This is a genomic window from Actinophytocola algeriensis (assembly GCF_014203735.1).
GTDB lineage: Bacteria > Actinomycetota > Actinomycetes > Mycobacteriales > Pseudonocardiaceae > Actinophytocola > Actinophytocola algeriensis.
The window spans coordinates 65,851-91,688 of record NZ_JACHJQ010000005.1 but is presented as its reverse complement, the minus strand read 5'-3'; the positions used below and the strand labels follow the sequence as shown (position 1 = coordinate 91,688).

At 73.1% G+C, this 25,838-nt stretch carries 20 protein-coding genes; 3 read left to right on the top strand and 17 right to left on the bottom strand.

The window, feature by feature from the left end:
* Positions 1-228 precede the first annotated feature (228 nt).
* Entirely contained in the window at positions 229-1,962 is a 1,734-nt protein-coding gene (locus tag FHR82_RS22980) for an FAD-binding oxidoreductase (protein WP_221464200.1), read from the top strand.
* Positions 1,963-2,026: 64 nt separating this feature from the next.
* On the opposite strand, the gene FHR82_RS22975 is transcribed toward FHR82_RS22980, so the two are convergent.
* Together FHR82_RS22975 and mdlC are read right to left on the bottom strand one after the other, a co-directional pair.
* Positions 2,027-3,271, bottom strand: a complete 1,245-nt coding sequence (locus FHR82_RS22975; RefSeq protein WP_184812589.1) for an MFS transporter — start codon at positions 3,269-3,271, stop codon at positions 2,027-2,029.
* Between the two features lie 68 nt (positions 3,272-3,339).
* Positions 3,340-4,980: a benzoylformate decarboxylase gene (mdlC, locus tag FHR82_RS22970; protein ID WP_184812588.1), complete on the bottom strand. Its 1,641-nt coding sequence runs from the start codon at positions 4,978-4,980 to the stop codon at positions 3,340-3,342.
* A gap of 264 nt (positions 4,981-5,244) precedes the next feature.
* Here mdlC and FHR82_RS22965 point away from each other — a divergent pair, with 264 nt between their 5' ends.
* On the top strand, positions 5,245-5,976 hold the full coding sequence (locus FHR82_RS22965; protein WP_184812587.1) for a cupin domain-containing protein: 732 nt from the start codon (positions 5,245-5,247) through the stop codon (positions 5,974-5,976).
* A 224-nt stretch (positions 5,977-6,200) separates the two neighbouring features.
* Here the strand turns inward: FHR82_RS22965 and FHR82_RS22960 are convergent, their stop codons facing one another.
* The 14 genes from FHR82_RS22960 to FHR82_RS22895 form a co-directional block, all read right to left on the bottom strand.
* Positions 6,201-7,172, bottom strand: a complete 972-nt coding sequence (locus FHR82_RS22960) for a hypothetical protein (protein WP_184812586.1) — start codon at positions 7,170-7,172, stop codon at positions 6,201-6,203.
* A 100-nt stretch (positions 7,173-7,272) separates the two neighbouring features.
* On the bottom strand, positions 7,273-8,109 hold the full coding sequence (locus FHR82_RS22955) for a class I SAM-dependent methyltransferase (RefSeq protein ID WP_184812585.1): 837 nt from the start codon (positions 8,107-8,109) through the stop codon (positions 7,273-7,275).
* Positions 8,106-8,882 carry an alpha/beta fold hydrolase gene (locus FHR82_RS22950; RefSeq protein WP_221464199.1) on the bottom strand — a complete coding sequence of 259 codons (777 nt, stop codon included), beginning with the start codon at positions 8,880-8,882 and terminating at the stop codon, positions 8,106-8,108. Before FHR82_RS22950 ends, FHR82_RS22955 begins: the two co-directional genes overlap by 4 nt.
* Entirely contained in the window at positions 8,879-9,502 is a 624-nt protein-coding gene (locus FHR82_RS22945) for a LysR substrate-binding domain-containing protein (RefSeq protein ID WP_184812584.1), read from the bottom strand. Before FHR82_RS22945 ends, FHR82_RS22950 begins: the two co-directional genes overlap by 4 nt.
* Positions 9,499-10,212 (bottom strand): DUF6182 family protein, encoded by a 714-nt coding sequence (locus FHR82_RS22940; RefSeq protein ID WP_184812583.1) that lies wholly within the window; start codon positions 10,210-10,212, stop codon positions 9,499-9,501. Before FHR82_RS22940 ends, FHR82_RS22945 begins: the two co-directional genes overlap by 4 nt.
* On the bottom strand, positions 10,209-11,342 hold the full coding sequence (locus tag FHR82_RS22935; protein WP_184812582.1) for a hypothetical protein: 1,134 nt from the start codon (positions 11,340-11,342) through the stop codon (positions 10,209-10,211). Before FHR82_RS22935 ends, FHR82_RS22940 begins: the two co-directional genes overlap by 4 nt.
* Entirely contained in the window at positions 11,339-12,730 is a 1,392-nt protein-coding gene (locus tag FHR82_RS22930; RefSeq protein WP_184812581.1) for an NAD(P)/FAD-dependent oxidoreductase, read from the bottom strand. The genes FHR82_RS22935 and FHR82_RS22930 overlap by 4 nt, the downstream gene beginning before the upstream one ends.
* 10 nt (positions 12,731-12,740) lie before the next feature.
* A complete protein-coding gene (locus FHR82_RS22925) occupies positions 12,741-13,601 on the bottom strand; it encodes an SAM-dependent methyltransferase (protein ID WP_184812580.1) in 861 nt (286 codons plus the stop codon).
* Positions 13,588-15,267: a GH3 auxin-responsive promoter family protein gene (locus tag FHR82_RS22920; protein ID WP_184812579.1), complete on the bottom strand. Its 1,680-nt coding sequence runs from the start codon at positions 15,265-15,267 to the stop codon at positions 13,588-13,590. Before FHR82_RS22920 ends, FHR82_RS22925 begins: the two co-directional genes overlap by 14 nt.
* Positions 15,254-15,895 carry a hypothetical protein gene (locus tag FHR82_RS22915; protein ID WP_184812578.1) on the bottom strand — a complete coding sequence of 214 codons (642 nt, stop codon included), beginning with the start codon at positions 15,893-15,895 and terminating at the stop codon, positions 15,254-15,256. Before FHR82_RS22915 ends, FHR82_RS22920 begins: the two co-directional genes overlap by 14 nt.
* 72 nt (positions 15,896-15,967) lie before the next feature.
* The gene (locus tag FHR82_RS22910) at positions 15,968-17,059 is read right to left on the bottom strand and encodes a type III PLP-dependent enzyme domain-containing protein (RefSeq protein ID WP_184812577.1); all 1,092 of its coding nucleotides are present in this window, start codon (positions 17,057-17,059) and stop codon (positions 15,968-15,970) included.
* Between the two features lie 58 nt (positions 17,060-17,117).
* Positions 17,118-18,569 carry an ATP-binding protein gene (locus FHR82_RS22905; RefSeq protein WP_184812576.1) on the bottom strand — a complete coding sequence of 484 codons (1,452 nt, stop codon included), beginning with the start codon at positions 18,567-18,569 and terminating at the stop codon, positions 17,118-17,120.
* Positions 18,562-19,767 (bottom strand): IS701 family transposase, encoded by a 1,206-nt coding sequence (locus FHR82_RS22900; protein WP_184812575.1) that lies wholly within the window; start codon positions 19,765-19,767, stop codon positions 18,562-18,564. Before FHR82_RS22900 ends, FHR82_RS22905 begins: the two co-directional genes overlap by 8 nt.
* Positions 19,768-19,769: 2 nt before the next feature.
* Entirely contained in the window at positions 19,770-20,798 is a 1,029-nt protein-coding gene (locus FHR82_RS22895; RefSeq protein ID WP_184812574.1) for a hypothetical protein, read from the bottom strand.
* 195 nt (positions 20,799-20,993) lie between these two features.
* Here FHR82_RS22895 and FHR82_RS22890 point away from each other — a divergent pair, with 195 nt between their 5' ends.
* Positions 20,994-22,463: an ATP-binding protein gene (locus FHR82_RS22890; RefSeq protein WP_184812573.1), complete on the top strand. Its 1,470-nt coding sequence runs from the start codon at positions 20,994-20,996 to the stop codon at positions 22,461-22,463.
* 103 nt (positions 22,464-22,566) lie between these two features.
* On the opposite strand, the gene FHR82_RS22885 is transcribed toward FHR82_RS22890, so the two are convergent.
* Entirely contained in the window at positions 22,567-25,575 is a 3,009-nt protein-coding gene (locus FHR82_RS22885) for a type I polyketide synthase (protein ID WP_225944603.1), read from the bottom strand.
* Between the last annotated feature and the right edge of the window lie 263 nt (positions 25,576-25,838).

The following is a 25,838-nucleotide window of genomic DNA, read 5'->3' as shown; positions in this document are numbered from 1 at the left end:
TACGCATACCCCACGCGACGCTACCGACGGTTTTCCATTCGCTCATCTCGGCGCGGAAGAAATGCCGCACTACGTCAGGTCGGCCGCACGGTGCGCCGCGGCCGCCGGGTATTTCACGGAGTCCCGGCGACCCCGCGCCCGCGCCTTGCCGCCGTCGCCGGTACGCGGGGATATTCCTGCGAGAGGACTACCAATTCGGTGCCGTGAAACCGAACCGAGGAGAACCACATGTCACTCGCCACGTCCTTGCCCTCGACGACGACAGACGCCGTGCGCGAGTTGCGGTTGACGATGCGCGGCCCCGCCCTGGTGGAATCGGACCACGAATACGACAGCGTGCGGCGGATCTGGAACGGCACCGTCGACCGCAGGCCCGCGGTGATCGCCCGCTGTGTCGACGACCTGGACGTCATGGCCGCGGTGCGCTGCGCCCGCCGGTACGGGCTGCCGCTGTCGGTGCTCGGCGGCGGGCACGACTGGGCAGGCCGCGCGCTCCGCGACGGCGGACTGGTCATCGACCTCGGCGCGATGCGGCGGGTGCGCGTCGACCCGGAGACCGCGACCGCGTCCGTGCAGGGCGCCGCGCGGGCAGGCGAGGTGCTCGCCGCCGCCCGCCCGCACGGCCTGGCGCCGGTCACCGGAGTGATCAACAAGGTCGGCCTCACCGGCCTGACGCTCGGTGGTGGCTACGGGCTCCTCGGCGGCCGCCACGGGCTCGCGAGCGACAACCTGATCAGCGCCGACGTCGTGCTCGCCGACAGCGGGAAGGTCACCGCGAGCGAGACCGAGAACCCCGACCTGTACTGGGCGCTGCGGGGTGGTGGCGGCAACTTCGGCATCGTCACCGAGGCACGGTTCCGGCTGCACCCGGTGTCCACGGTGCAGGCCGGGCTGCTGCTCTTCCCGCTCTCGCAGGCGGCCGCGGTGCTCCACCGCTACCAGGAGCTGATCAGCGCGGCCCCGGACGACCTGACGATCATGGCCGGGTTCTTCGGCGGCCCGGACGGCGTGCCGCTGCTGTTCCTGCTCCCGGTGTGGTGCGGGGACGCGCGGGAGGCGGAGCCGTGGGTGGCGCGGGTGCGCGGACTGGGCACGCCGGTGTCCGGACAGGTCGACGTGATGTCCTATCCGGACGTGCTCAGCCTCTTCGACCCCAGCATCGTGGACGGCAGGCACAACGAGATGCGCACCCGGTGGGTGCCGGCCCTCACCGACGACGCGATCGACATCATCGTCGACGCGATGTCGCGGGTGACGTCCCCGTTCACCGGCCTGTTCCTGCACAACTTCCACGGCGCGGCCACCCGCGTCGCCCCGGCGGACACCGCGTTCGCGTTGCGCCGCGACCACCTGCTGGTGGAGATCTGCGCCGCCTGGGAACCCGCCACGTGCGACGACGGCGGTGCCGCGCACCGGCACTGGGCGCGGGACCTGTCGGCGGACCTCGCGCAGCACGCGCTCCCCGGCGGGTACCCCAACCTCCTCGGCACGGACGAGCAGGAGCGCGTCACCGTCGCGTTCGGACCCAACGCGGCACGGCTGCTGGCCGTCGCCGACCGCTACGACCCGGACGGCGTGTTCAACGCGGTGGCCTCGGTGCGCCCGGACACCGCCGCGCTCGGCCAGAACGGGCACGCCCCCGGCCACAACGGCACCTGCCCCACCGTCGAGACCATCAGGTTCAAGCTGCGCGACGGCGTACGGGACGCCGAGTTCCGCGTGCTCAACCAGCGGGTGCAGGACGAGTACATGGCGCTGCGGCCAGGTTTCCTGTCCCGGCAGACCTCGCAGAGCGCCGACGGCGAGTACCTGGTGGTCGTGCACTGGGCCAGCGAGGAGGACGCCAGGGCCACGATGGGGTCGTTCTTCTCGGCACCCGAGACCCAGGGCTTCCTCGGTGCCGTGGACACCGGCACGGTCGAGTCCGGCAGCTACGCGCTGGTGCCGGGCCCGAGGGTCTGACCGCACACGCGACAAGGAGGGCGCTCACGATCCGTGAGCGCCCTCCCTTTGTGGTACGGGGGACCTACTGTGCCGAGGCGGGGAGGTACCGCAGTCCCGCGACGGACGCCAGCACGAGCGAGCCGACCAGGGCGATCAGCAGGGCGGTCGCGCCGAGCAGGCCGATCTGCGTGGTGGCGATCCCCGCCGCCACGGTCGGCACGACCGTGCCGAGGTAGGCGACGATGTTGATGGCCGCGACGACCTCGCCGAGCCGCTCCGGTGTCGCGAGGGCGCTGGCGAGCCGGAACGCCGCCATGTTCGAGCAGCCCCAGCCGAAGCCCAGCACCACCGTGCCGAGCAGGAACGCGGACTGCGAGCCGGCCAGCAGGGACGCCTGCACGCCGACGAGCCCGGCCAGTTGCGCCGCCGCGCCTGCCGTGAGCTGGGGCCGCGGCGCCACCCGGCGGCAGCTCACCTGCGCCACCGCCGCGCTGCCCGCGAGTACCGCGATGACCGTGCCGCCGAGCGCCTGGCTCTCACTGCCCAGCACCGCCACCGCGACCGACGGTCCCAGTGCCATGTAGAGCCCGCCGACCGCCCACACCGCCACGATCGCCGACGACAGCACCGCGAACGCGCGCCGGGCGGGCGCCGGCACGTGGATCCGCCGTGGCGCCAACGTGAACCGGCAGCTCGCGCCGGCGCCGCAGGGTGCGGTCTCCGGGACGAGCGCGATGCCGGCCGCGGCGACGACGAGCAGCACGAGCAGGATCACGTAGGGCAGCCGGGTCGGCGAGGGCCCGTACTCGACCAGCATCCCGGAACCGAGCGCGCCGGCACCGATCCCGATGACGGGCGTGACGCTGCCGTTCAGCGCACCCCGCCACCGCGCACCCGCCGGCGCCAGCTCGAGCAGTGCGGCCGCGAGCGCGCTCGCCCCGATGCCGCCGCCGAACCCCTGCACCACGCGCGCGGCGACCAGCCACGGAAGTCCTTCCGCGAACAGGAAGACGACGGTCGCGAGTGCCACCGCGGCGACCGCGAGCAGGATCACCGGACGGCGCCCGGCCAGGTCGGACAGCGAGCCGAACAGCAGCATGCTCACCAGGACCGACAGGCAGTACACCCCGAACACGACGGTGATCATCGAGTCGGGGAACTGCCACTCCCGCTGGTACACCACGTAGATCGGGGACGGGACCGTCGACGCGGCGGGCAGCAGGACCGCCACGAACGCCACGATGGCGGCCGCGCCACGGCGTGGCACGACGGGACGTTCTCGTTCCCGGCCGGCCACGGCCTCCTTCGGCCAACTGGCAATCGTCATGGACAAACCCCCTGGGTCGGCGAATGAAGAAGGCGGCCGCACCCGCGCGGCCGCCCGTCTTCTGCGTGTCAGAGTCGGAACAACCCCGGGTCCTCGACGACGACGTCGAGCAGCACCGGTCCGTCCGCGGCGAGCGCCTTCTTCAGCGAGTCACGCAGGCCGTCCGGTGAGGTGATCCGTTCCGCCGGGCAGCCGAAGCCCTGCGCAAGCTGCGCCATGTCCACATCGGACAGGTCCCAGCCGACGTGCCAGGCCTCCTGGTCGGCCAGGTAGTACTTCAGCGACAGGTACCCGGAGTTGTTCGGGATGACGAACGTGACCGGCAGCTTGTGCCGGGCGGCCGTCCACAGCGCGTGCAGCGTGTACTGCGCGGACCCCTCCCCCACGACGACCACGGCACGGCGGTCGGGGCGGGCGAGCGCGTAGCCGACCGCACCCGCGAACGGGAACCCGAGCGCACCGCTCGCGGTGGCGTAGTACCCGTTGGACGGGCCGAGCGGGATCTGCTCGTGGAAGTCGGCCCGCGCGATCGGCAGCTCCTCGAACAGGACCGCGTCCTCCGGCAGTTCCTGCGACAGCAGGTGGAACAGGTAGGCCTGGGTGAGCGGCTCCGACGCCTGGGGCACCGGGTAGGTCGGCTTCTGCACCGGGGCCGCCACCCCGTTCCGTTGCCGCGCCAGCGGCACCAGCTGCTTGACCGCCAGGCCCGGCGGGCACACGTAGGCGGCGTCCGCCATCGACCAGGACGCCGCCTCCGGGTCGTCGGTGACGTGCAGGAACCGGGTGCCCTCCGGCAGTCCGGGCAGCGGGCTGGTGTCCAGCTCGGCGTCGGCGGTGGAGAACAGGTCGGCCGAGGTGAACAGCGTGAACGCCGGGCTCCCGAGGATCGCGACCACGTCGTGGGCGCCCAGCCGCTCCGCGATCATCTCCGGGATGGGCGGCAGCACACCGGCGAACTGCGGGTGGCTCTCCGGGAAGCTGGCCCTCGGCCACACCGGGCTCCCGTACACGGTGGCGCCCAGCTTCTCGGCCAGCCGCACCAGCTCGTACCTGGCGCCCTGCGCGTCGACCGCGGGCCCGGCGACCAGCGCCGGGCGCTCGGCCGCGTTCAGCTCGTCGGCCAGCCTGGCCAGCACGGCCGGGTTCGGCACCACGGCGGCCTCCACGGTCCGCACCTTCACCGGCGGGCCTGCGGGACGCACCCAGTCGTCCTCCGGCACCGCGACGAACGTCGGGCCCTGCGGGTGCTGCTTGGCGATGTTGTACGCCTTGGCGAGCAGCGCGGGCACGTCCTGCGGGCGGGCGGGTTCGGCGGCCCACTTGATGTAGGGCTGCGGGAGCTGGGTGGCGTTCTTCGCGTGCAGGAACGGTTCGCCCTGCAGCATCTTCCGCGCCTGCTGCCCGCCGAGGATCACCATCGGCGTGTGCGCGCTCGCCGCCGTGTACACCGAACCCATCGCGTTGCCGAGCCCTGGGCCGCCGTTGATCATCACCAGCGACGGCGTGCCGGTCGCCTGCGCGTAGCCGTCCGCCATGCCGACGACGGCCGCCTCCTGCAGCCCCATCACGAACCGGAAGTCGTCGGGCCAGGCCTCGAACAGCTTCATCTCGGTGTGGCTCGGGTTGCTGAAGATCGTGGTCATCCCCAGTTCCCGGAGGAGGTCCAAGGTCGCGTCCCGAACGGACCTGTTGTTTTCTTGCGTTGCCACGGTGAAAACCCTCCTTCATCGGGCGCGAAAACCGTCTCGGTTCGAAGCTAGCCACGCCGATATCGGACCGACAGCACGCGGACGACGTTCCGGACGACGTCGTTAAGTCGGCGGGGAAACGGTGTCACTCCGGCAATCCGACGTAACCGGCAGGCGACTTGTACAAGTCGCCGCGAACCCGATTCCCGTACTTGGCCGCGCACCGGTGCGCCTGCTTGACTCGCGTATCGGGCGGAAGTCTCCGACAAATCCTTGAGGTGTTTCATGAGTACGATCGAGACGATCCGGTTCAAGCTGCGCGACGGAGTCGGCGAGTCCGAGTTCCGCAGGCTCAACCACGAGGTCGAAACCGGCTACATGGCGCTGCGCCCCGGTTTCGTGTCACGGGAGACCGCACTGTCCTCGGACGGCGAGTGGTTCGTCTCCGTGCACTGGGCCACCGCCGGGGACGCGAAGGCCACCGTGGACGCCTTCTTCTCCGCACCGGAAACCCAGGCGTTCCTGGCCGCCGTCGACATCCCGACGGTGTCCTCCGGCAGCTATCAGCTGGTCGAGCCGGACACGAAAGGACCAGAGATGCAGATCGTGAAGATGGCCGACCTCCCATCCGTCCGGCTGGACGGCGAGATCATGGCGCGCATTTTCGACGGCAGCAAACACGGCGACGGCATCACCGTTTCCGCGTTCATCGTCGACCTCCCACCGGGCGCGGGCCCGAAACGCCACGTGCACCCCTACGAGGAGGTTTTCGTCACCCTCAACGGCCGCGTGGAACTGGAGGCCGACGGCACCGTGCGCACCACCGGACCGGACGAGGTGTGCGTCGTCCCGGCGCACATCCCGCACACCTTCACGAATGTCGGCACGGACCGCGCGGTGATGGTGAACATCCACGCCAACCCCAGCGTCATCACCGATTTCGTGGACGGCGGCCCGGAACGCGTCGGCTACGAGTTCAACCACGCGGAAGGCGCGGGCCCGCCTCCCCGCGGTTGACGACGTCGGTCGCGTTGCGCTCGATGCGATGAAGGACCCCTTCGTAACACCCGGCGTGATGAAGGACCCCTTCGTTGCGCTCGGCGTGATGAAGGACCCCTTCGTTGCGCTCGATGCGATGAAGGACCCCTTCGTAACACCCGGCGCGATGAAGGGCTCCTTCGTTGCGCTCGGTGTGATGAAGGGCCCCTTCATCACACCGGGCCACGTCCCGAAAAGCGGCTTCAGGGCACGGAGTAGCACAGCCGCAGATTCATCGCCATCACGTACGGCGCGTACCGGGTCCGCCAGTCCTGGAACACCGGCCACGCCTCCAGCGCGTCGTGTTCCTGCGGCAACCCGGCGTCGACAGCGACCTTCAACGTCAGGTCGAAATCACGCTCCTCCCGGCCCTCCAGACTCACCACGGGACGCGGCAGGCGCAGCCCCACCTGCCGCGCGAGCGCGGGAAAGCACTCCGCCCCCGCCTCCAGCACCGACCGGGCACTGGGCGGCGCCCACTGCGGCGCGACCGCCTCGGTGAGCGCGGCCGCGTCGAGGACCAGCACCGCGGCGTCCAGCCAGCACAGGTCGGTGGCCGGGCGGTAGATGGTGAGCGCCGGGTAGCCGGTGTGGGTGGCGCGGATGTCGGCCAGCCACTCGGTCCACCGCGCGAACAGCCCGTCGAGGTGGTCGCGGGAGCCGAGCCGCAGGTGTTCCGCCAGGATCTGCTCGGCCTCCGTGGCCGTGGCGGCCCGGATCGACATCCGCGCCACCACCAGCTCGCGACGGCTGTACGCCGAGGTGACCCGGAACAGGTGCAGGACGAACGACATCAGCACCAGCGCCACCGACACCCACGCGCCGACCGCGAGCAGGCTTCCGGTGCGCAGCAGCAGGAACCCGGAAAGGCCGTCCCACGTGTGCGGCACCCCGGCGAGCACGGGCGCCATCAGCGCGAACCCGCCGAGTGTGGCGGCCAGCCAGCACGCCGCGGCCACGTACAGCGCGAGGGGCGCGCACAGCTCCATCACCTTCTCGCCGGTGGCCCTCGGCAGCCGGTGCGCCGCCCGGGACCCCAGCCACCACGTACCGCCGACGACGGTGCGCATCAGCAGCGACGAGCGCGAGCGCGGGACGAACACGGTGCGCAGCACGGACAGCCAGGCCGTCACAGCCAGCGCGGCGCCACAACCGAGTGCGATCACGTCGATCACCTGACCACCACCCGTGTCTCAGGTCGTCCGTTCAGACCAGCCTGCCAGCACATCCGGTGCGCAGACAGAGCGAACTTGTGGTGGTATTCCCAGTTCCAGGTCACCGCGCCCCACGGCGGACGACTCCGACCGCGAGCACGTTGCCCTCGCTCAGGTACGCCCTCGGGTCGTCGAAGGGGTGGCCGGGCCCGTCCGGGTCGCGGAACGCCTGCCAGTCGCCCGGCGCGCCGAGCCGGACGGCCTGGTCGGCGATCGTGGCGCACGCCGACCGGTAGAACCGCTGCGCGGCACGGGAGAACGGCGCGTGGTGTTCGATCAGGACTGTCCACTGCCGCAGCGCGGTGACACCCGCGTCCTCGAGCCACCGGTACAGCTCCCGGGTCCGCAGCAGCTGCCGCGCGTACCCGTGCTCGTCCGCGGCGAGCCGGAAGAAGTCGGTGAACAGGAACGGGTCGCCGGGGCGGGCGGTGACCAGCGTCGCGTCCAGGTCCTTGATCGCGACCACGCCACCGTCGCGCACCACCCGGCACAGCTCGGCGAGCGCGACCGCCAGCTCGTCGTCGTCCAGGTACTGCACGGTGTTGGCGCACCACACCGCGTCGAACGTGGCGTCCTCGTACGGCAACCGCAGCAGGCTGCCCTGCCGGACCTCGACCGGGCAGAGCGCCCCGGCCGCCTGCCGGGTGGCGACCGGCACGTGCTCGTCGGCGAGGTCGATGGCGGACACCCGGCCCAGCGGGCCGACCAGGTCGGCGAGCGCGGGCAGGAACCCGCCGGGGCCGCAGCCCGCGTCCAGCACGTGCCAGCCCGGCTCGATGCCGACCGCGTCCAGCAACCCGAGGTACTCGCCCCGGCACGCCGCGAAGTGTGCGTCCACGATGGACGACTCGGTGAAGTCCAGTCCGGTGGACGAGGTATGGCCCCATGTCACGGTCATGCCGAAACCTCCATTGCGGGCCGCGCCGCGGCCCGTGCGATCAGGTCGGTGAGCGCGGCCATCACCGCGCAGCGCGCCTCCACCGGCGTCAGGTGCCCGGCTCCCGGCACCACCACCAGCCGTCCGCCGGGCAGCGCGACCGCCATCAGCTCCGCCTCGGAGATGGCGACCAGCTCGTCCTCGGCGCCCGCGATCACCACGGCGGGCACGGCCGCCGAGCGGAGCAGGGCGACGGAGTCCGGCCGCGCCGCGATCGCCCGTTGCGCCCAGGCCACCCCGGCCGGGTCGGCGGCGTCGGCCATCGCGGTCACCTCGGCCAGCACGGCGCGGCGGGTGGCCCTGGTGGTGGCGCCGACGAGACGTGGCGTGGTCGCGGCCAGCAGCCCGGGGCGCAGTGCCGGGTCGCCGATCCGCGCCGCGAACGCGAGACGGGCGGCGGCCGTGCCCGGCTCGTCGGCCGTGGCCCGGGTGCCGAGCAGGGCGAGCCCGCTGACCCGCTCGGGGTGGCGGCGCAGGAACGCGAGCGCGACGTACCCGCCCATGGACGAGCCGGCGAGCACCGCGCGGCCGAACCCGTGCCGGTCGAGCGCGCGGGCCAGGTCGTCGGCGAGCACGTCCAGGGACGGCTCGGCCGTGCCGAGCGGGGCGCTGCCGTGCCCGCGCAGGTCCGGGGCGAGCACCGGGTGTCCCAGCCTGCGCAGCGCGTCGGTCTGGGCGCACCACATCGCCGAGGTCGTGGCGAGCGCGTGCAGCAGCACCACAGGAACGTTCACGACGCCTCCCTCCGCACCGCGGCCGCCTCGGCGTCGCGGACGAACTCCATGACGTGGTCCGGTGTGTGGCCGCGGCGCCGGGCGAGCCGCACCGGCGCCGGTGGCAGGTCGTGGACCCCGACGACGCGCACCGCGGCCGACGCGACGTCGGCGAGCGAGCGCAGCGACAGGTGCACCGCGTCAGTCCGCGTGACCGTCGCCATCACCGTGCCGGTGCCGGTCAGCTCGTGGCGGCGGCGGATCGGCCGCCCGGCCGGGGTACGCGGCGGCACCACCTCGTCCCAGACGTCGAGCGGGAACGTGCCGGGGCAGCGGAAGGCCTCGTAGTCGGCGAGTTCCTCGACGCTGACCGAGGTCCGGCCCGCGAGCGGGTGGTGCGCGCCGAGCAGGGCGACGCGGTCCTCGGTGGCGACGGTGGCGCTGTACGCCAGGTCCGGCTCGGAGCGCCCGAACTTGACGATCATCAGGTCGAGGTCGCCGTCGCGCAGCGCCCGGAACGGGGCGGTGATGTCGTACTCGGCGAAGGAGAACCGCTCGACCGGGTGTCCCGCGTCCGCCACGATCGCGTGCGCCGCCCGCAGCGAGCCGTGGTAACCGAACCGGATCGGCGGGGCCGTCACGACCCGCTCCTGACGAGCGCGGCGTACGCACGCAGCCGGTCCGGGTCGTGCGGGTCCGCGCCGACCCGCAGTGCCTCGTACGGACCGGTCAGCCCGACGAGGCAGGGCACCGGCCACACGGCCAGCCGGTCGCCCCCCGCGATCAGCCCGTCGAACACCGCCTCCGCCAGCAGGTGCCCGAGGTGCACCAGGCTCTCGCCGACCGTGACGCCGGTGCTCGCGAGGTACAGGTCGTGCCCGGCGGGGTGCGCCGAGGGCCGGACGTCCGGTCCCGGCACCCGCACCGCCACCGCGGGCGGCAGCGCGCCCCCGCCGTCGAACAGCCGCAGCAGCCTGCGCAGCGGGGCGTGCTCGCGCAGCGTCGCGGGCGCGGTCCACGCGATCGTGCCGCCCGGATCGGCGTGGTGGAAGGAGAACCGGTCACGCAGGTTGCCGGGGTTGCCCGCCAGGAAGATCGTCCTGGTGAACGCGCGGCGCCAGTCCGCGACCCGCTCGGCGGGCAGGGCGGCGGCGAACGCGCACGTGCCCGCGATGAACGTGGGCAGGTCGAGCCGTCGCAGCACGCACACGACCGCCGTCCCGGACTCGGTGGGCGCCGCCACCTCGGCCCGCATGCCGGGCAGGGAGATCTCCCCGCCCCCGAGGTCCGGCCGGGCGGCCCGGATCCGGTCGGCCACCTGGTGGCGGAGCACCTCCTGGGTGAGGGTCACGTGAACACCTCCGCGAGCAGTTCCGGCGACGGGCCGGGCCCGTGCCGCACGAGCAGGCCGGCCGCGAGCCGGTAGGGGTCGACGTAGCCGTGGTCGCCCCGGTGCCGGTCGAGCACCTCGGCGAGCGGCGTGGGGTCGGGCTCGGCGCCGGGTTCGGTTCCGTGTGCCAGCAGGCGTTCCGCGCGCCGGACGCTGCGCCGCAGCACGTCCCAGCGGAACTCGTCGCCCGCGCCCTGCCCGAGCACGGCGATGAAGTACAGCCGCAGCCCCAGCCGCAGCGCGGCCTGGTCGTGGTCCTGGCCGAGCGTGGCGAGGATCGCGCCGACGGTGTGCCCGCGCCAGTCCCCGTGCCGGGCCGAGGTGATCCGGCCGTCGATCGGCACCCGGCCGAGCGCGACGCGGCGCACGGTGGTGCCGAGCCGGTCGAGCACCCGGTGCAGCAGCAGGTAGTCCGCCTCCAGCCCGGCGTCGTACAGCAGGACGACCTCGTCGTGCTCGCCCGCGAGCGCGACCAGCTCGCGCAGCGCGCAGGCGAGGTAGTTCGGCCTGCCGTCCTCGGCGACGATCCGCCGCAGCGCCAGGCCGTACCTGGTCGCGTCGAGGTACACCGGCCCGCCGTGCTCACGCAGGTCGAGGCACATGTCCACAGCGGACAGCCGGTCGACGGCGGCGTCGAGGTCCAGCCCGGGCGGCTGGTCGGCCGTGAGCCCCGGATCGTGCATGCCGAGCGCCCGGTAGTGACCGGCCCACAGCTCCAGGACCCGGGCGCTGGCGGGATGCACCCAGCCGTGCCGTTCGACGGCCTCGACGTAGGGCAGGCACGCCGCGAAGGGCGCCCGGCGGGCCTCGGCCCGGTAGGCGACGTACAGCTCGCCGATCTCCTCCTCCGAGCAGCCGGAGTAGTCGGTGTCGCCGACCGTGCGGTCGAGGTACTCCCAGAACCCCGAGGTCTGCTCGCAGGTGTGGTAGGTGGTCGGGCTGTAGCGGTAGGCGGCGCCGGTGCGCACCCGGGTGGCCCGGAACATCACGTCCGTCCACAGCAGACCCTTCAGGTGGCTGGGCCCGAGCGGCTTGGTCGGGGTCACGGTGACCGGTGCCAGCAGGACGGTGGGCGTCAGGACGGCGGTCATGAAGCCACCGCCGCGAGCAGGTCGGCGCGGGTGGGCATGGCCGACGGCGCGGCCTCGTCGGCGAGCAGCCGGTACACCCGGTCCGCGAACACCGGGTCGGCGAGCACGCTGTCCGGTTGCGACAGTCCCATGAGGACCCGGACGAGCCCCCGCCAGACGTCGGCGTCGCGGCCGGCGACGCGGGCGATAGTGCGCATGGTGAGCCGGGGCGGGCGTGGTGGCGGCGCCCAGCCGTGCAACGCGGCCCGCCAGTGCCCGATCCGTTCCTCGTCGTCCGCGACGGCCAGCCGGAACCACGGCAGCACCAGGTCCGCCGCGAGCCCGCCCGTCGCGGCGCGCCCCACGTCCCCCGCCGCGAGCAGGTCACCGAGCCGGAAAGCGTGCGCGAACGCCAGCGACATGCCCCGGCCGTACAGCGGGTTGGTGGTCGCCGCGGCGTCGCCGACCGGCACCAGCCCGGTGACCGGCGGCGCCACGGCCAGGGTGCGCAACGCGTTGGGCGGGCAGGTGATCGCACGCACCTCGGTGATCGGCTCGGACATGCCCGGTCCCAGCCAGTCGGCGACACCGGGCGTCGCCTTGGCGACGGCCGTGAACGCGGCCGGGTCGCGCAGCACCCGCATGGTCCGGTCCTCGGCCAGGGTCTCGAGCGCGATCGAGAACGTGCCGTTGTCCCCCGGGTGCAGCACGGCGGCGTAGTGGTCGCCGAGCACACCCTCGGCGTTGCCCCGGTTCAGCGTCGCGGTCTGCCCGAGCCTGCGGTAGAAGCGGGAGAAGCCCCGCATGTTGGACGGGCTGTGCACGTCGGGCCGCATCGTGATCCCGTGCCCGGCGAGCCAGGACCGGCCCAGCGCCCGCCGTCCGGACGCGTCCACCACGAGGCCGGCGGCGATCCGCTCACCCCGGTCGGTGACCACGCCGGTGACCCGGTCCGCGACGAGGGTGACCCCGTCGACCCGCACGTCGTGGCGGATCTCGACGCCCGGCAGGTCCCGCACCACCCGGTACAGCACGGTTTCCAGCGTCGGGCGGCGGCAGGCGAGTGCGAGCAGCGCGGCGTCGCCCTGCCTCGTTTCGGCGGCCCCGGCCCGCTCCGGTGGTTTCGCGCGGGTCAGGTCGACCATGACGGCACCCGCGTCCAGTGCCGCCGCGACCACCTCCGGCGCACGGTCGAGCAGGACGGACACCCCGAGCGAGGTCAGCGTGTGCGCGTGCGGGAAGCTCGGCGCGGTCGGCCGCCGCCAGATCTGTCCGGCCTCCCCCGGCGGGCCGTCCGGCGGTGCCACCCCGCGTTCCAGCACCACCACTCGGTGTCCGGCCCCGGCCAGGGCGAGCGCGGCGGCGAGCCCCGCGACACCGCCTCCGGCGACGGCTACCACGTCCGACATCGTCGCCCCCTCAATCGCCGGTGCGTAAGCCGTGGACGAAGAACACGCGCCGCACCTCGGTCTCCTCGCGTGGCGGCACCGGGTCGGGCCAGCGGCCGTAGTCGGCGGCGGGCTCGCCGGGCTGGACGGCGGTCGCGGCGACGCCGTGGGCGGCGAACAGCGCCTCCGGCTCGTCGGTGCCGAACAGCCACGGGCAGCCCCAGCCCGCGAACACGTCCAGCAGCCCGCGCATGGTCGGCAGGCGCAGCGCGGCGCCGTTGACCACGTCCGCGGCGACCAGGCTGCCGGGCGCGGTCATCGCCCGCACCCCGTCGAGAATCCGGTGCACGTCCGGTTCCGGGATGTAGTAGAGCAGCCCCTCCAGGAGCCAGACCGACGGCGCCGCCGGGTCGTAGCCCGCGGCGAGGAGCCTGTCGGTCCAGTCGTCGGCACGCAGGTCGACGCCGACCTGGCGGCGGTCCACCGCACACGGCGGGTCGCCGAGCACGTCGTCCTTGACCGACAGCACGACCGGCCGGTCGACCTCGAACAGGCGGATCCGGCGCGGCCACGGGAGCCGGAAGGCCCTGGCGTCCATGCCGACCGGCGCGATCACGACCTGCTCCACGGCCGGGTCGCGGACCGCCGCGGTGAGGTACTCGTCGAAGAACCGCGTGCGGATGGCGTTGTAGTCCGGGGTGCTGGGCAACGTCCTGGCCCTGCCTGAGGGGAAGGTCACCGACCGCACCTCGGCCAGCAGCTCCGGCCCGACGTCACCGGCGAACGCCGCCGCGTACGGGTCGTCGTAGAGCCGGTCCGGTCTCCTGCTCTCCGCCGCGCGGATGGCGGCGGTCAGCAGTGCGGTGCGCTCGATCGCGTCAAGCCTGGGCATGCTCGTCCTCTCCGTGCCAGGCCGGCGCCGCACCGATGAGGCGGCGCCAGCTGTCGTCGTCACGCCAGAACACGCGGTCCTTCGCCTGCGCCGGCCGGACCCCGCCGCGCACCCGGTCGTGCCACTCGCGGAGGAACGCCTCGCCGTCGACGCAGCACACGACCAGCGGCGCGAGCCGCCCCGCCGCGCGTGCGGCCCGGTAGCCGGGTGACTCGGCGACGAGCGCGGCGTCCAGCCGCGCGGCCAGCTTGTCGGCCTCGACGTAGCTCCACGACCGCCACGGCGCGCAGGCGAACTCGTAGCGGGCCAGTTCGCCCGCACGGCACGTCGCGTTGCGGACCTCGAGGCCGCCGGCGTGCAGTGCCGTGGCAAGCGCTCGCACGACGTGCGCCTCCCGCAGCCGTTCCCCGTGGGCGTTCGACAGCCCGCCGCGCCCCGCGTAGGCGAGCCGGGGCACGCCGCCGTCGGTGTCGACCACCCGCACCACGTCGCCGAGCGCGTACCGGTACAGCCCGCCGACGTGGCTGACGATCACGTGGTATTCCTGCCCCACCTCGAGGTCGGGCAGCTCCAGGGTGGTGGCGCCGTCGCCAGTGACCTTGTCGGCGTCCTCGTCGGCGGGCACGAACTCGTACACCGCGGCGGTCACGACCGGGCTGCCCGCGCACGGGTGCCGGTCGAGGGTGACGGCGACCGGGGACTCCGACGCCGCGACCGGCGCGGGCAGCACGCTCACCCCGGTGCCCAGTTCCTCGCGCAGCCTCGGGAGGTAGAGCGAGGCGAGGCCGCTGGTCCAGCAGAACACCGACCGCAGGTTCGGCCAGACGTGCGCGGGCAGCACCTGCCCGACGCGGGCGGCGAGGTGCTCGAGTTCCCTGGCGCGCACCGGATCCGGCGCAATGCCGGGGGTCCCGTCGTGGATCTCCTTGACGATGCGCGGCCACCACTCCCGCAGCTGGAAGGGCAGCGCGGCGACCGCGGCCGGGTTGATGCCGATGACACCGCGCACGTCGCCCGCCACGGCGAGCCGCAGCCGCTGGTAGGCCTTCTCCAGGTGGTCGCCCGCGTCGACGCCGGCCGGCAGCTCGGCCCACGGCGCCGCCGAGCCCGGTTCCGCGGACAGCGGTTCGCCGAACGCGGTGCCGAAGTCGACCTGGCTCGCGCCGAGGTGCGGCCTGCCGGAGGCGGTCGTCGCGACCCTCGGCACCGGGTCGTGCTTGAGGTTCAGCACCGTTTCCAGGCCCGCGCCGGGGAAGTGCTCGGTGAGCGGTGCCCACGCCGCGTAGAAGAACGGGAAGAAGGTGGTGCGCATGAAGCGCGCGGTCACCGGGATCTTCTTGTGTTCGCCGGTGCTCCCGCTGGAGGTGAAGTACACGACCGGTTCGTCGGCGGTGAGCACGCCGGGCACACCGGTCGCCGTCCGCTCGATCCACGGCGAGAGGCCCGCGTAGTCCCGGACCGGGACGGCCTTGCGGAACTCGTCCATGGTGCGGACGCGACCGAAGCCGTGCTCGCGGCCGAACTCGGTGTCGGCGTTGTGCGCCAACAGCTCCGACAGCACGGCGTGCTGGTGGCCCGCGCAGTCCCGCAACGCCGTCCGCAACCGGGCGCGTTCGGCGAACACGCGCTCGCGGTAGGCCCGGGTGCGCTCGTCATCCGAGCTCATCGGCCAGCACCTCCCCCACCATCGCCGCGGTCCGCGCGACACTGTCCTGTTCGGCGACGACCGTGACCGGCAGCCGGTCGGTCTCGTCGAGCATCACTTTGCGCAGATCCGTCTGGTACTCCTCGAACCCCGGCCAGCCGGGACGGTCGCCGTAGTACTCCAGCGGGTTGGTCCCCGCGCCATCGCCGCACCGCCGCCACGCGGTTCCCGGCGCGACGTCCAGCCAGATCACCCGTGCCGGGCGGGGAAAAGTGCGCCACCACGCGAACATCGGGTTCTCGCGGACACCGGCGAGACGGCACTTGGCGAGGATCTTGTAGTAGTAGGAGTCGACGACGACCGGTGCATTGCCCGCGGCGAGCACCCGGTCGCGCAGGTGCAGCACGGCCAGTTGCAACAGTCCCGCGAGGAAGTCGTCGGAGTACGCGGAACCGAGCCCGGGCAGCACATCGCGGGCGAGGCGGCGCCGCAGGTCGGCGAGCAACCGGTGCTCCGGCGCGAGGCCGTCGTCGTCGACCGACACGCACCGCCACGGCGCCGCCGTGCGGGCGAACTCGGCGAGCACCGACGACTTGCCCGCGTAGTCGGGCCCGAGCAGGACGCAGAACCGGGGGGACGGAACGATCACGGGGTCGATTCTCGGGGCGCCACCGCGGTGGCGGCGAACATCACGCCCGGACTCCGTTAGTTGCGGAGCCGGCTACGGATACCTCGTCACCGAGAGGCGGGAGACGTGCACGACGTCCGCGTCCGGGTCGTCGCGGTCGATCACCACCTCCGCCGGCATGTCGGGCGCACCGAACGCGACCAGGCCCGCCGTCACACCCCAGGCGCCGGTGTCCGGCACGGCCAGCACGTCGCCCGGCCGCAACCGGGGCAGCCGCACCGAGGGCGCCCACACGTCGAGCGGGATCTCCTGCGGACCGAACAGGACGGTGTCGACGAGTCCGCCCCTCGGTGCCCGGGAGACCAGCCGCGGCGAGAGCGATCTGCGGCGCCTGCCCGCGAACAGGCCGGCGTGGTTCGCGCCGGACTCCAGCACCACCACCTGCTGCCCGGCCGCGACCCGGACGTCGAGCACGGCCGTGACGAGCGTGCCGGCCACCCCGACCAGCTCACTGTCCACTTCGAACGAAACCTGGGACCGGGTCATGAACCGTTCCGCCAGGCCCGGTGCGGCACCGGTGAAACCGATCCGCTCGACCACCACCCCGTGCCCGGCGAGCGCCGCGACCAGCCGGCCCGCCAGTTCGGCCGTACTGTCCACATCGGAGTCCGTGCACACGTGCAGCCCGACGACCCGCGCGGCCCCGCCACCGGCGAACCCGGCCGGCTGCGACAGCACGAAGTCCGGGTCCGCGCCTGCCCTGGCGAGCGCGGAGGTGTTCACCCGCAGCAGGCAGTCCACCGGTTCCCGGTGCCCGGCGGCGCGGCGGGACAGCTGGTCCAGCGCCGCTTCCGAGTCCACCGTGAAGGTCCGCACCCCGAGCCGCAGCGCCCAGTCCAGGTCGGTGTCCCGCCGGGCCGGGCCCGAGTAGAGGACGTCCCGCGCCGCCCAGCCCGCGACGAGCGCGGCGTCCAGCTCACCGGGCGAGCGCACCGCGGGCAGCACGTCGCCTGCGCGGATCTCGCGCAGCAGCTCGGGATGCGGGTTGGCCGTCAGCGAGTAGTACAGGCCGGTGCGGCCCGGCAGCACGGCCCGGAGCCGCTGCCTGCTGACGCGGATCTCGGCGAGGTCGTAGACATAGGCCGGCGTACCCACTTCGTCCACGGCAGACAGAAGGTCGGTCACGTCGCTCGCTCCATCGCCAGGCCTGGGTAACCGATCATACGTCCAGCGGTACTGGTGATCACTCAGCCGGCAGGCACACGGTGAAGCAGGTGTCGCCGGGCACGGACGTCACGCTGATCGAACCCCGGTGCCGGGTGGTCACGATGCCGTGGCTCAGATGCAGCCCCAGCCCGGTGCCCTTGCCGATGTCCTTGGTGGTGAAGAAGGGCTGGAACAGCATATCGATCGTGGCGGCCGGGATCCCCGGGCCGTCGTCGCGGATCTCCACGACGGCGTACCGGTCCTCGCGCCGGGTCCGGATGCTCAGCACCCCCTCGCCGCCCATCGCGTCGATCGCGTTGTCGACCAGGTTGGCCCACACCTGGTTCAGCTCGCTCGGGTACACGGTCACCGGCGGCAGGTCCGGTGCGTAGTCGCGGCACACGCGGACGCCGTCGAGCCGCGCCGCGTACATGGCGAGCGTCGCGTCGAGGCCCTCGGTCAGGTCGACCGCACGCTGCGGCGCGCGGTCCAGGTCACTGTACGACTTGGTGTCCCGCACCAGCATCGCGATCCGCCCGCTCGTCTCCGCCACGTCGGCGACGAGCGCCTCGGCGCGCAGCACGTGCGCCAGCCAGCCGACGGCGGCGGGCAGTGCGCACTCCCGCACGTGGCAGGCGAACCCGGCGAGGTCGCCGGGTTCGACGCCGCCCTCGGCGAGGACCGCGGCCAGCTCGTCCGCCCCCGGCACCCCGTGTGACGCCAGCTCGTCCGCGAGCGCGTCCATGGTCCGGTCCGCCTCGAACGGGTCGCGGGGGCCGGTCCTGGCGCGGATCCGCGCCGCCAGCTCGTCGATCCGGGCGCCCTCGCCGTCGGCGGCGAGCCTGCCCCACCGGACGGCCGACCCGGTGAGCGCACGCACCGACTCACCCAGCTCCCGCGCCGCCCGCACGAGCGCGGCGGTCGGGTTGTTCAGCTCGTGCGCCAGCCCCGCGGCCAGCACACTGAGCCCGTCGAGCAGGGCCCGCCTGCCCGCCTGCAGCTCGTAGGACCGGATCCGCCACGCCAGCACCGGCAGCAGCACCCGGCACACCCGCGGGCAGCGGACGATCATCTCCAGGAACGTCTCCTGGTCGTAGGCCAGCAGTTCGGTGCGGCCGACGGCGGTGCCCCGCGCGACGTAGCCGCCGCCGGCGAGCATCGGCAGCTCGCCGGTGAACTGGTGCGCGGCGACCGGTTTCTCGGGCTCCGCGCCCGGTGTCGCCGCGCTCGGCACGGCCTCGGCCGCGTCCGCCGAGTGCCTGCCGACGACCTCGACCCACCCGCCGACGAGCTTGCTGATCAGCAGCTCGCCCGTCAGCAGCACGTAGAAGTACTCGGCCTGCTGCCCGTCCTCGAACAGGATCTCGCCGTCGGCGAGGGTGACCGGCTTCCCGGCGTCGGCGAGCCAGCCGAGCTCGTCGTCCGTGAGCCCGGCGAACAGCTCGATCCGCCGCAGCGCCTCGACCGTCCGGTCGCGGGTTCTAGACATAAGGTCGGATCCGCAGGTCTTCCCGGCTCTCTTCCATCTCCCGCCCGAGGCGGTAGGCGTAGGCGATGGAGGCGAGGGTGACGTGGTGGTGCCAGCCGCGGTACGAGCGGCCCTCGAAGTGCCGCAGGCCGACGTCGTCCTGCATGCGCCCGAGGTGCTCGGCCGCCACCCCGTCGAGCTTCACCAGGTCGATCAGCTGCGGCAGCCGCGCGACGTTGAGGTTGGTCAGCCAGGTCGCCCTCGGCCGGTTCCGCCCGACCGTCCACTGGGCGAGCAGGTGGCGGGCCGGCTGGAACCGGCGGACCAGCCGCACGTTGTGGCCCAGCCGCGGCGCGTCCGCCTCGCACGGCACGGGCGAGGCGACGAACCGGGTGGCGGCCGCGCGTGCCTCGGTGCGGATCTGCCAGTTCAGGGTCCTCGCCGCCGGGCGCACGGCCAGGAGCGCCAGCTCGCCGACGGTGAGCACCCGGTTGTTGCCGACGCGGGACGACCACGCGGGCACGTGCTGCCCGACCCGCAGCAGGTAGCCGAGGCCGCGTTCCTCGAGGGCCCGCAGCAGCGGCTCGACGTCCTGCTGGTCGGCGACGTCCGCGATCACCGGTGCCGGGGCGAGACCCCAGCCGTGCCGCATCTCCTCGACCGCCTCGATCATGACCTGCCAGCGCGGGCGGTGCCGTTGCGTCGGCGGCACGTGCGCGCGGTCGCGGCGGCGCTCGTCGTCGTCCCAGCACCGGGGTAACAGCAGCCGCCAGTTCACCGGGACGCCCGCCGAGTCGCCAGCGAGCATCACCGTGAGACCGACCTGGCAGTTGAGCGTGCGCCCGGCCGCGGACACGTACCGGCTGGCGACGCCGACCGAGTTCGCGCCGTTCTTCGGGAACACGGCGTCGCGCACCACCCACGCCCTCGGCGCGATCTCGGCGGTGACGTGCTCGGCGAGGTTGCGCCGGACCGGTTCCCACTGCCAGGTGCTCTGGTTGACGAACTGCTGCAGGCACTGGTCGGCGCGGGCGCCGACCACGGTGTCGCAGATGCGCCGGATGGACTTGCGACCGGGCACGGTGACCAGCCCGCGCACGTACACCTCGCCCCACCTGCGCTGGTCGGACCTGGCCAGCGGCGACAGCCTGTCCCGGCAGAACCCGGCCAGGTTCGTGGACTCGTTCCTCACGGAAATCGTGTCGAGACCGATGGTCATCGTTACCGTCCCCCACTCTGCTCCGCCGTGATCACCGCAGCTGTCCCGCCGGCGTCCGGCCCGTACTGAAGCCGCGCGGCGACTGCCGCCGCGTACGGCGCGTACCTGGTGCGCTCCTGCTGGAAGACCTCCCATGCCAAACGTTCCGTGCGTGCCACCGGAAGACCGGCGAACAGGGTCGTTTCGATCGTGTCGGCGAACCCGCGCTGCTCACGGCCGTGCAGGCTGACCACCGACCGGGGGACGGCGATGCCCATGCCCGCCGCGATCCGCTGCAGGCAGCCGGCGCCCGTCTCCAGCAGCACCTGCGTGTTCGGCGGGGCCCAGTCCGGCGCGGTGGCCTCGACCAGCGCGGCCGCGTCCAGCGCGATCACCGCGGCCTCCAGCCACGACAGCGGGCCCGACGACCGGAAGTACACGAGCGACGGGTGGCCGCCGTGCGTGCAGCGCACGTCGGAGAGCCAGGCCGCCCACTCGCCGTACCAGGTGTCGAGCTGGGCGCGGGAGTCGGACCGGACGTAGGTGGCGATCACCCGCTCGGCGTCGGAGGGCTCCCTCGCGTGGGCCGACAGCCGTGCGACGAGCGCCTCCCGGCGGCCGTGGGCGGCCGCGATCCTGGCCACGTACACCGCGAACACGCCGACGAGCAGCGCACCGGACACCGCGGCCGCGATGGCGTACAGCCGCGCCGGGCCTGCCAGCTCGAACGCGAGCATGGCGCCGATGTCCCCGGCCTCCGGGCGGATCACCTCCGCCGCCACCGCGAGCAGCACGAAACCCGTCGTGCCGCCGGTGAACCAGGCGGCGAACATGAGGAACAGGGCCAGTGGCGCGCACAGCGCCAGCAGCCGTTCCCGTCGCGCGGCCCCGAGCCGCACCGCGACCGGGGTGAGCGCCCCAGCCGTCAGACGAATGCTCCACCTCGCCGCACGCGGCGGCTCCTGGCCCTGTGTGAAGACCGCGCGTGCCACGCTCAGCCAGCAGGCCGCGAGCAACGTGCCGCCTGCCGCGGCTGCGATCATGCCGACCATGCGGTTCCTCCGCCCGTTCGTTCCGTGCGGATCAACCATCACCCGGCGGGCGGCAAGTACCCAGAACGTGGTTGTGGGGGTACTCGAAGTACCAGCTTCTGCGTGATCACCACACTTAGTCAGTTGGCGATTGACCCGGCAGCGCTCCGGCACCGACGGTAAAAGTCAGATCTCTTCACTGTTGGAGGTGGCGGCATGGCATGGCCCTTCGTCGGCAGGACCGAGCAGCTGGACCGGATCCGCACGGTGTTCACCGAGTCCCGGCCGGGCCCCGTCATGCTGTTCGGCCCACCGGGCATGGGCCGGAGCAGACTGCTCACCGAGGCTCTGGGCAGGGCACCGCTCGCCGAGAACGACGTCGTGCTGCGCCTCGAACCGGCCGGGCAGAAGCCGTTCGCCGCGCTGCGCGGGCTGCTGCCCCCCGGCTTCATCCACTCGAGCTCACCGGACAACGACGTCACCGGCGCGGCCGACGAGATCGCCGGGCGGCTGTCCGGGCGCAGGCCCGTGATCGCCTTCGACGACGCGCACCTGGCCGATCCGCACTCCATGCGGGTCTTACGCCACCTGCGGGGCGCGTACGGCGCGCTGGTGCTCGTGACGGCGGCGGGCACCGGCGCGCTGCCGCACGGCCCGGACCCGCTGGACTGCCTGCGGTACGACCTGGGCACCAGCACGCTCCGGCTGCCGCCGCTGTCCCCGGACGACGTGTCCAGGATCCTCGCCGACGCGCTCGGCGGGCCGGTCCGGTCGGCGACCGCGGCGGCCGTGCACGCGTCGACCGGCGGCAACCCAGGGCTCCTGCACGGCATGGTGGTCCGCGACCGGCTGGCCGACGCGCTGGTGCCGCACGACGGGGTGCACCAGCTGGCCCCCGCGGTGCACGTGCCTGCGCGGCGTGGCGAACCGGCGAGTGCACCACCGCCGCCGAGCCACCTGGCCGGGGAGCCGGTCACCGGGCACGTGACCGAGGCGGTCGCCACGGCCTGGCGGGAGCTGGTCCTCGACCAGGTCGACGAGCTGTGCAGGCTGGCGGCGTGGCAGGGGCTCGGTGGCCTGGTGGCGCCGGTCTGGGCCATGGTGCTGCTGTTGCGCGGCCAGGTCGCCGCGAGCCGCCAGGTGCTCGACACCCACGCGGGCACCGACGACTCGCCCCGCGTCGTGATGACCAGGGCGATGGTCGCCGGGCTCGGGCAGCGCCAGGTAGCCGTCGCGGACGCGTTGCTGGTGGACGCGGCCCACCTCGACACCCGCCACCGCGAGCGGCTCCTGGCCTGCCGCGCGTGGCTGCTCGCCGTCACCGGGACGTCCACCGCGGCGCCGGACCTTGCCGACCCCGGCGACGACCGGGAGACAGCGCTGTTCTCCCGCGCCGCGCAGGCGGTCGCCGCACAGGCCGCCGGCCGGGCGAGCGAAGCGGTGTCCCACCTGCGCCGTGCGCTCGCCGTCGCAGACTGCCTGCGCGGCGAGCTGCCGTGGTTCGCGCCGTACCTCACCGCGTGCCTGATCGACGCCCTGCTCCTCGCCGGCCGCATCAGCGAGGCGACCGCCGAGGCGGCGGACTTCCACGCGGGCAGGCGCGGCTGTGGCTGGTCCGTGGCCGTGGCCTTCGACGCCCTGCTCGCCAAGCGGCAGCTCGCCCCCGTCCCCGAGGTCCTGGGATAGGGAACGAACGGTCCGTTCAGCACGTGTGCTGCACGGACCGTTCGTGCCATCGCCACTTCAGGAGGCGAACGAGCCCGGCCGGGTCGGTAGGTCGTGGACCAGGTCAGTGGGCCAGGCTCAGGTCCGCCAGCTCGGCCGACTCGGCTCGCGCGGCCTTACCGCACAGTTCTTCGGCGACCTCGAGCAGGGACCGGTCCTCGATGAGGTCGGCGTAGGGCACACGCAGGTCCAGCTCCTGCTTCAGCCGCAGGCACAGCCTGGCGGCCAGCACCGAGTCCATGCCGGCGACATGGAGCGGAGCAGCGGTGTCGATCGAATCGATCGGCGCCGCGAGGATCTCGGCCGCCCGGGACGCGATCTGCTCGGCCAGCGCCGGTGCCACCAGCGCCGGTGCCACCAGGGTCGGCGGCACCAGGGTCGGCGGCACCAGGGTCGGCGGCTCCTGGGGCGGCGGCTCCTGGGGCGGCGGAGGCGATTGGACCTGGCGAACCGGCGCCTGCGCAGGCGGGCTGAACCAGAACCGCGTGCGCTGCCATGGGTAGGTCGGCAGCGAGACCCTCTGACCACTGTCGTACAGGCGGCTCCAGTCCGGCACCCGGCCCCGCTCGTAGGCGGCGCCCAGCGCGACCCGCATCGACTCGCCGGCCGGCACATCGCGGACCAGCGACGGCACGGCCGTCGCGAAGTCGGCCTCGCACGCGGCGATCTCGTCGTCGATCGCCGGGACCAGCAACGGATGCGGGCTCATCTCGACGAACAGCGTCGGCACCTCGTCGGCGAGGACGGCGCGCACCGCTGAGGCGAAGCGCACGGGCTCCCGCAGGTTCGACATCCAGTACTGGGCGTCGAGCTCGTCACCACGTACCTCGCGGTCCAGCGCGGTCGAGTGCATCGGCACGTCGCCCGCCCGAGGGCACACGTCGGCGAGCGCACTGACCAGACCATCGCGAAGCGGCTCGACGTTGGGCGAGTGCGACGCGTAGTTGGTCCGGACCGGCCTGCAGTGCACGCCGCGCTCGCGCAGCGGCGCGACGACGGTGTCGACGGCGTCCTGGGTACCGGCCAGCACGGTGGACCAGCCGCTGTTCACCACTGCCACGCTCACCTGGTCGGCGTACTCGCCGATCGCTTCGTTCGCCTCGTGCTCACCGATCGCGACCGCCACCATCGCGCCCGGCTCCCGCAGGGTGCCGACCAGCACGCTGCGCCGGCAGATCACCGCGGCGCCGTCCCGGGGCGTCAGCGCTCCCGCGGTGGTCGCCGCCGCGATCTCGCCCATGCTGTGCCCGATGACCAGATCGGGCTCGATCCCCCAGTGCCGCCACATCCTCGCCAGGCCGACCTGGATCGCCCACAGGGCAGGCTGGACCCGGTCGTCGCCGGTCATGGGCGTCTCACCGGCCAGCAGGTCGAGCAGCGACCAGCCGCCTTCCGCTCGGATCAGCTCGTCGCACTCCCGCATGGACCGCGCGAAGACCGGCTCGGTCTCGAGCAACTCCCGCGCCATGCCGTGCCACTGCGAGCCCTGCCCGGAGAACACGAACACCACCCGCGCCGGCTTGCCTGCCACCTCGCCAATGCGCCGCCGGTCGGCCAGCCTGCGCAGCCTCTCGACCAGCGTGCGCCGGTCGGCGGCGGCGACGGCGACGCGGTGCGACAGGTGGGTGCGGTGGGCGCCTGCGCTGTAGCAGACGTCCTCCGGGTTTCGCGCCATGGCAAGGGTGTCCGCGTAGGCCGACGCCAGCCCGGCGAGCGCCGCGGGATCCTCCGCCGACAGTGGGAGCAGCATGGCCCGGTCGACGGCGGGGCGGGACGGCGGCGTGACCGGTGGGGCTTCGCCAAGGATGACGTGCGCGCCGATCCCGAACATGCCCAGTGCGGTGACCCCGGCAACGGCAGGCACCCCCCGGTCGGGCCACGCCTGGGTGTACCGGGCGAGCTCGATCGGCGCGTCGTCCGCGGCGAGGAGGGAGATGGGCTGACGCACGTGCAGTGTCGCGGGGATGGTGCGGTACCGCAGGGCCAGCGCGGTCTTCAGCAACCCGGCCATCCCGGCGGCGGCCTCGGCGTGGCCGATGTTCGACTTGACCGAGCCGACCAGGCAGGGCCGGCCGGCCTCGCGCCCCTCACCGAGGACGTTGCCGAGCGCCGTGAGCTCGACGACGTCGCCTTGTGCCGTTCCTGGGCCGTGCGCCTCCACGTAGTCGATGTCGGCGGGCGACAGACCCGCCTCCCGCAGGGTCATGCGCAGCAGGTCCTCCTGACCGGCGACGCCGGTCGAACTGGCGGACAGCGCCTGCCTGCCGTTGCTGCACACACCGCTGCCGAGGATCGTGGCGTAGACCGGGTCGCCCGCGGCGATCGCGTCGTCGAGCGGCTTGAGGATGAGGGTGACCGCGCCCTCGGCCGGTACGTACCCGTCCGCGTCCTCATCGCCGAAACGGCTGCGGTAGGTCGGCGAGATGATGCCCGCGTCGGCAAGACCGGCGCGCTCGTCCGGGCGTAACAGCAGGTTCACTCCCCCGACGATGGCCATCTCGATCTCCCCCGCCTCCAACGCCCGGCGCGCGTGGTGCACGGCGACCAGCGACGACGCGCAGTGCGCCTCGGTCCCCATCGCCGGACCCCGGAGGTCGAGCAGGTGAGCGATCCGCCCGGCGGGTGCCGACGACCGGTGCGAGCCCAGGTAGGCGTGTACGTCACTCACGCCGGCCTCGTGCAACAGCTGCCAGTAATGCCCGCCAAACCAGCTCGTATACACGCCGGTCCGGCTTCCGGCCAGCTGGTCCGGCGGCAGGCCTGCGTCCTCCAATGCCTCCCACACGGTTTCCAGCATGAGCCGGTGATGCGGGTCGATCCGGAGCGCCTCGAACGGCGATAAACCGAAGAACGACGCGTCGAAACTGTCTATACTGTCGAGGAACCCGCCACGTTCTGGAATTTGTCCAAGAAATGTTCTACGCCTTTCCGGCGAGGGTTCGGCGATCGTGTGACGGGCGGCGGTCAGTAGCTTCCAGAACTCTTGCACGTTAGGCGCGCCTGGGAGGCGGCACGCGACACCGACAATCGCCACGGGGAGGTTGCCGGTGCGCTCGTTACGCTGAGGTTGCATCATGTCGTCTCCCGAATAACTGCGGACGGAACGGAGCCGGATACCAAGGCCATCGGCTGCAGATGACAAGTGGAAGATTGCCCGGCGCTGAACGCGCGGTCAATGACAGCTAACGAAGTACACGGAATTCGCTCGAGGCGACAAGTCGACTCCAGCGGCCGACGCCGGGTGGTGCGCCGCGCAACCGACCTGCGGCCGGAGCCGGCGCCGCAAGAGGTCGTGGCGGGGTTCCCGATTTATGTCGAAACGGTTTGCCGGCGCCA

What these genes read in the sequence shown, in the direction of transcription:
- FHR82_RS22980 (WP_221464200.1), top strand. Translation starts at nt 229, where the DNA reads ATGTCACTCGCCACGTCCTTGCCCTCGACGACGACAGACGCCGTGCGC.
- FHR82_RS22975 (WP_184812589.1), bottom strand. Translation starts at nt 3,271, where the DNA reads ATGACGATTGCCAGTTGGCCGAAGGAGGCCGTGGCCGGCCGGGAACGA.
- FHR82_RS22965 (WP_184812587.1), top strand. Translation starts at nt 5,245, where the DNA reads ATGAGTACGATCGAGACGATCCGGTTCAAGCTGCGCGACGGAGTCGGC.
- FHR82_RS22955 (WP_184812585.1), bottom strand. Translation starts at nt 8,109, where the DNA reads ATGACCGTGACATGGGGCCATACCTCGTCCACCGGACTGGACTTCACC.
- FHR82_RS22935 (WP_184812582.1), bottom strand. Translation starts at nt 11,342, where the DNA reads ATGACCGCCGTCCTGACGCCCACCGTCCTGCTGGCACCGGTCACCGTG.
- FHR82_RS22930 (WP_184812581.1), bottom strand. Translation starts at nt 12,730, where the DNA reads ATGTCGGACGTGGTAGCCGTCGCCGGAGGCGGTGTCGCGGGGCTCGCC.
- FHR82_RS22925 (WP_184812580.1), bottom strand. Translation starts at nt 13,601, where the DNA reads ATGCCCAGGCTTGACGCGATCGAGCGCACCGCACTGCTGACCGCCGCC.
- FHR82_RS22920 (WP_184812579.1), bottom strand. Translation starts at nt 15,267, where the DNA reads ATGAGCTCGGATGACGAGCGCACCCGGGCCTACCGCGAGCGCGTGTTC.
- FHR82_RS22905 (WP_184812576.1), bottom strand. Translation starts at nt 18,569, where the DNA reads ATGTCTAGAACCCGCGACCGGACGGTCGAGGCGCTGCGGCGGATCGAG.
- FHR82_RS22900 (WP_184812575.1), bottom strand. Translation starts at nt 19,767, where the DNA reads ATGACCATCGGTCTCGACACGATTTCCGTGAGGAACGAGTCCACGAAC.
- FHR82_RS22895 (WP_184812574.1), bottom strand. Translation starts at nt 20,798, where the DNA reads ATGGTCGGCATGATCGCAGCCGCGGCAGGCGGCACGTTGCTCGCGGCC.
- FHR82_RS22890 (WP_184812573.1), top strand. Translation starts at nt 20,994, where the DNA reads ATGGCATGGCCCTTCGTCGGCAGGACCGAGCAGCTGGACCGGATCCGC.
- FHR82_RS22885 (WP_225944603.1), bottom strand. Translation starts at nt 25,575, where the DNA reads ATGCAACCTCAGCGTAACGAGCGCACCGGCAACCTCCCCGTGGCGATT.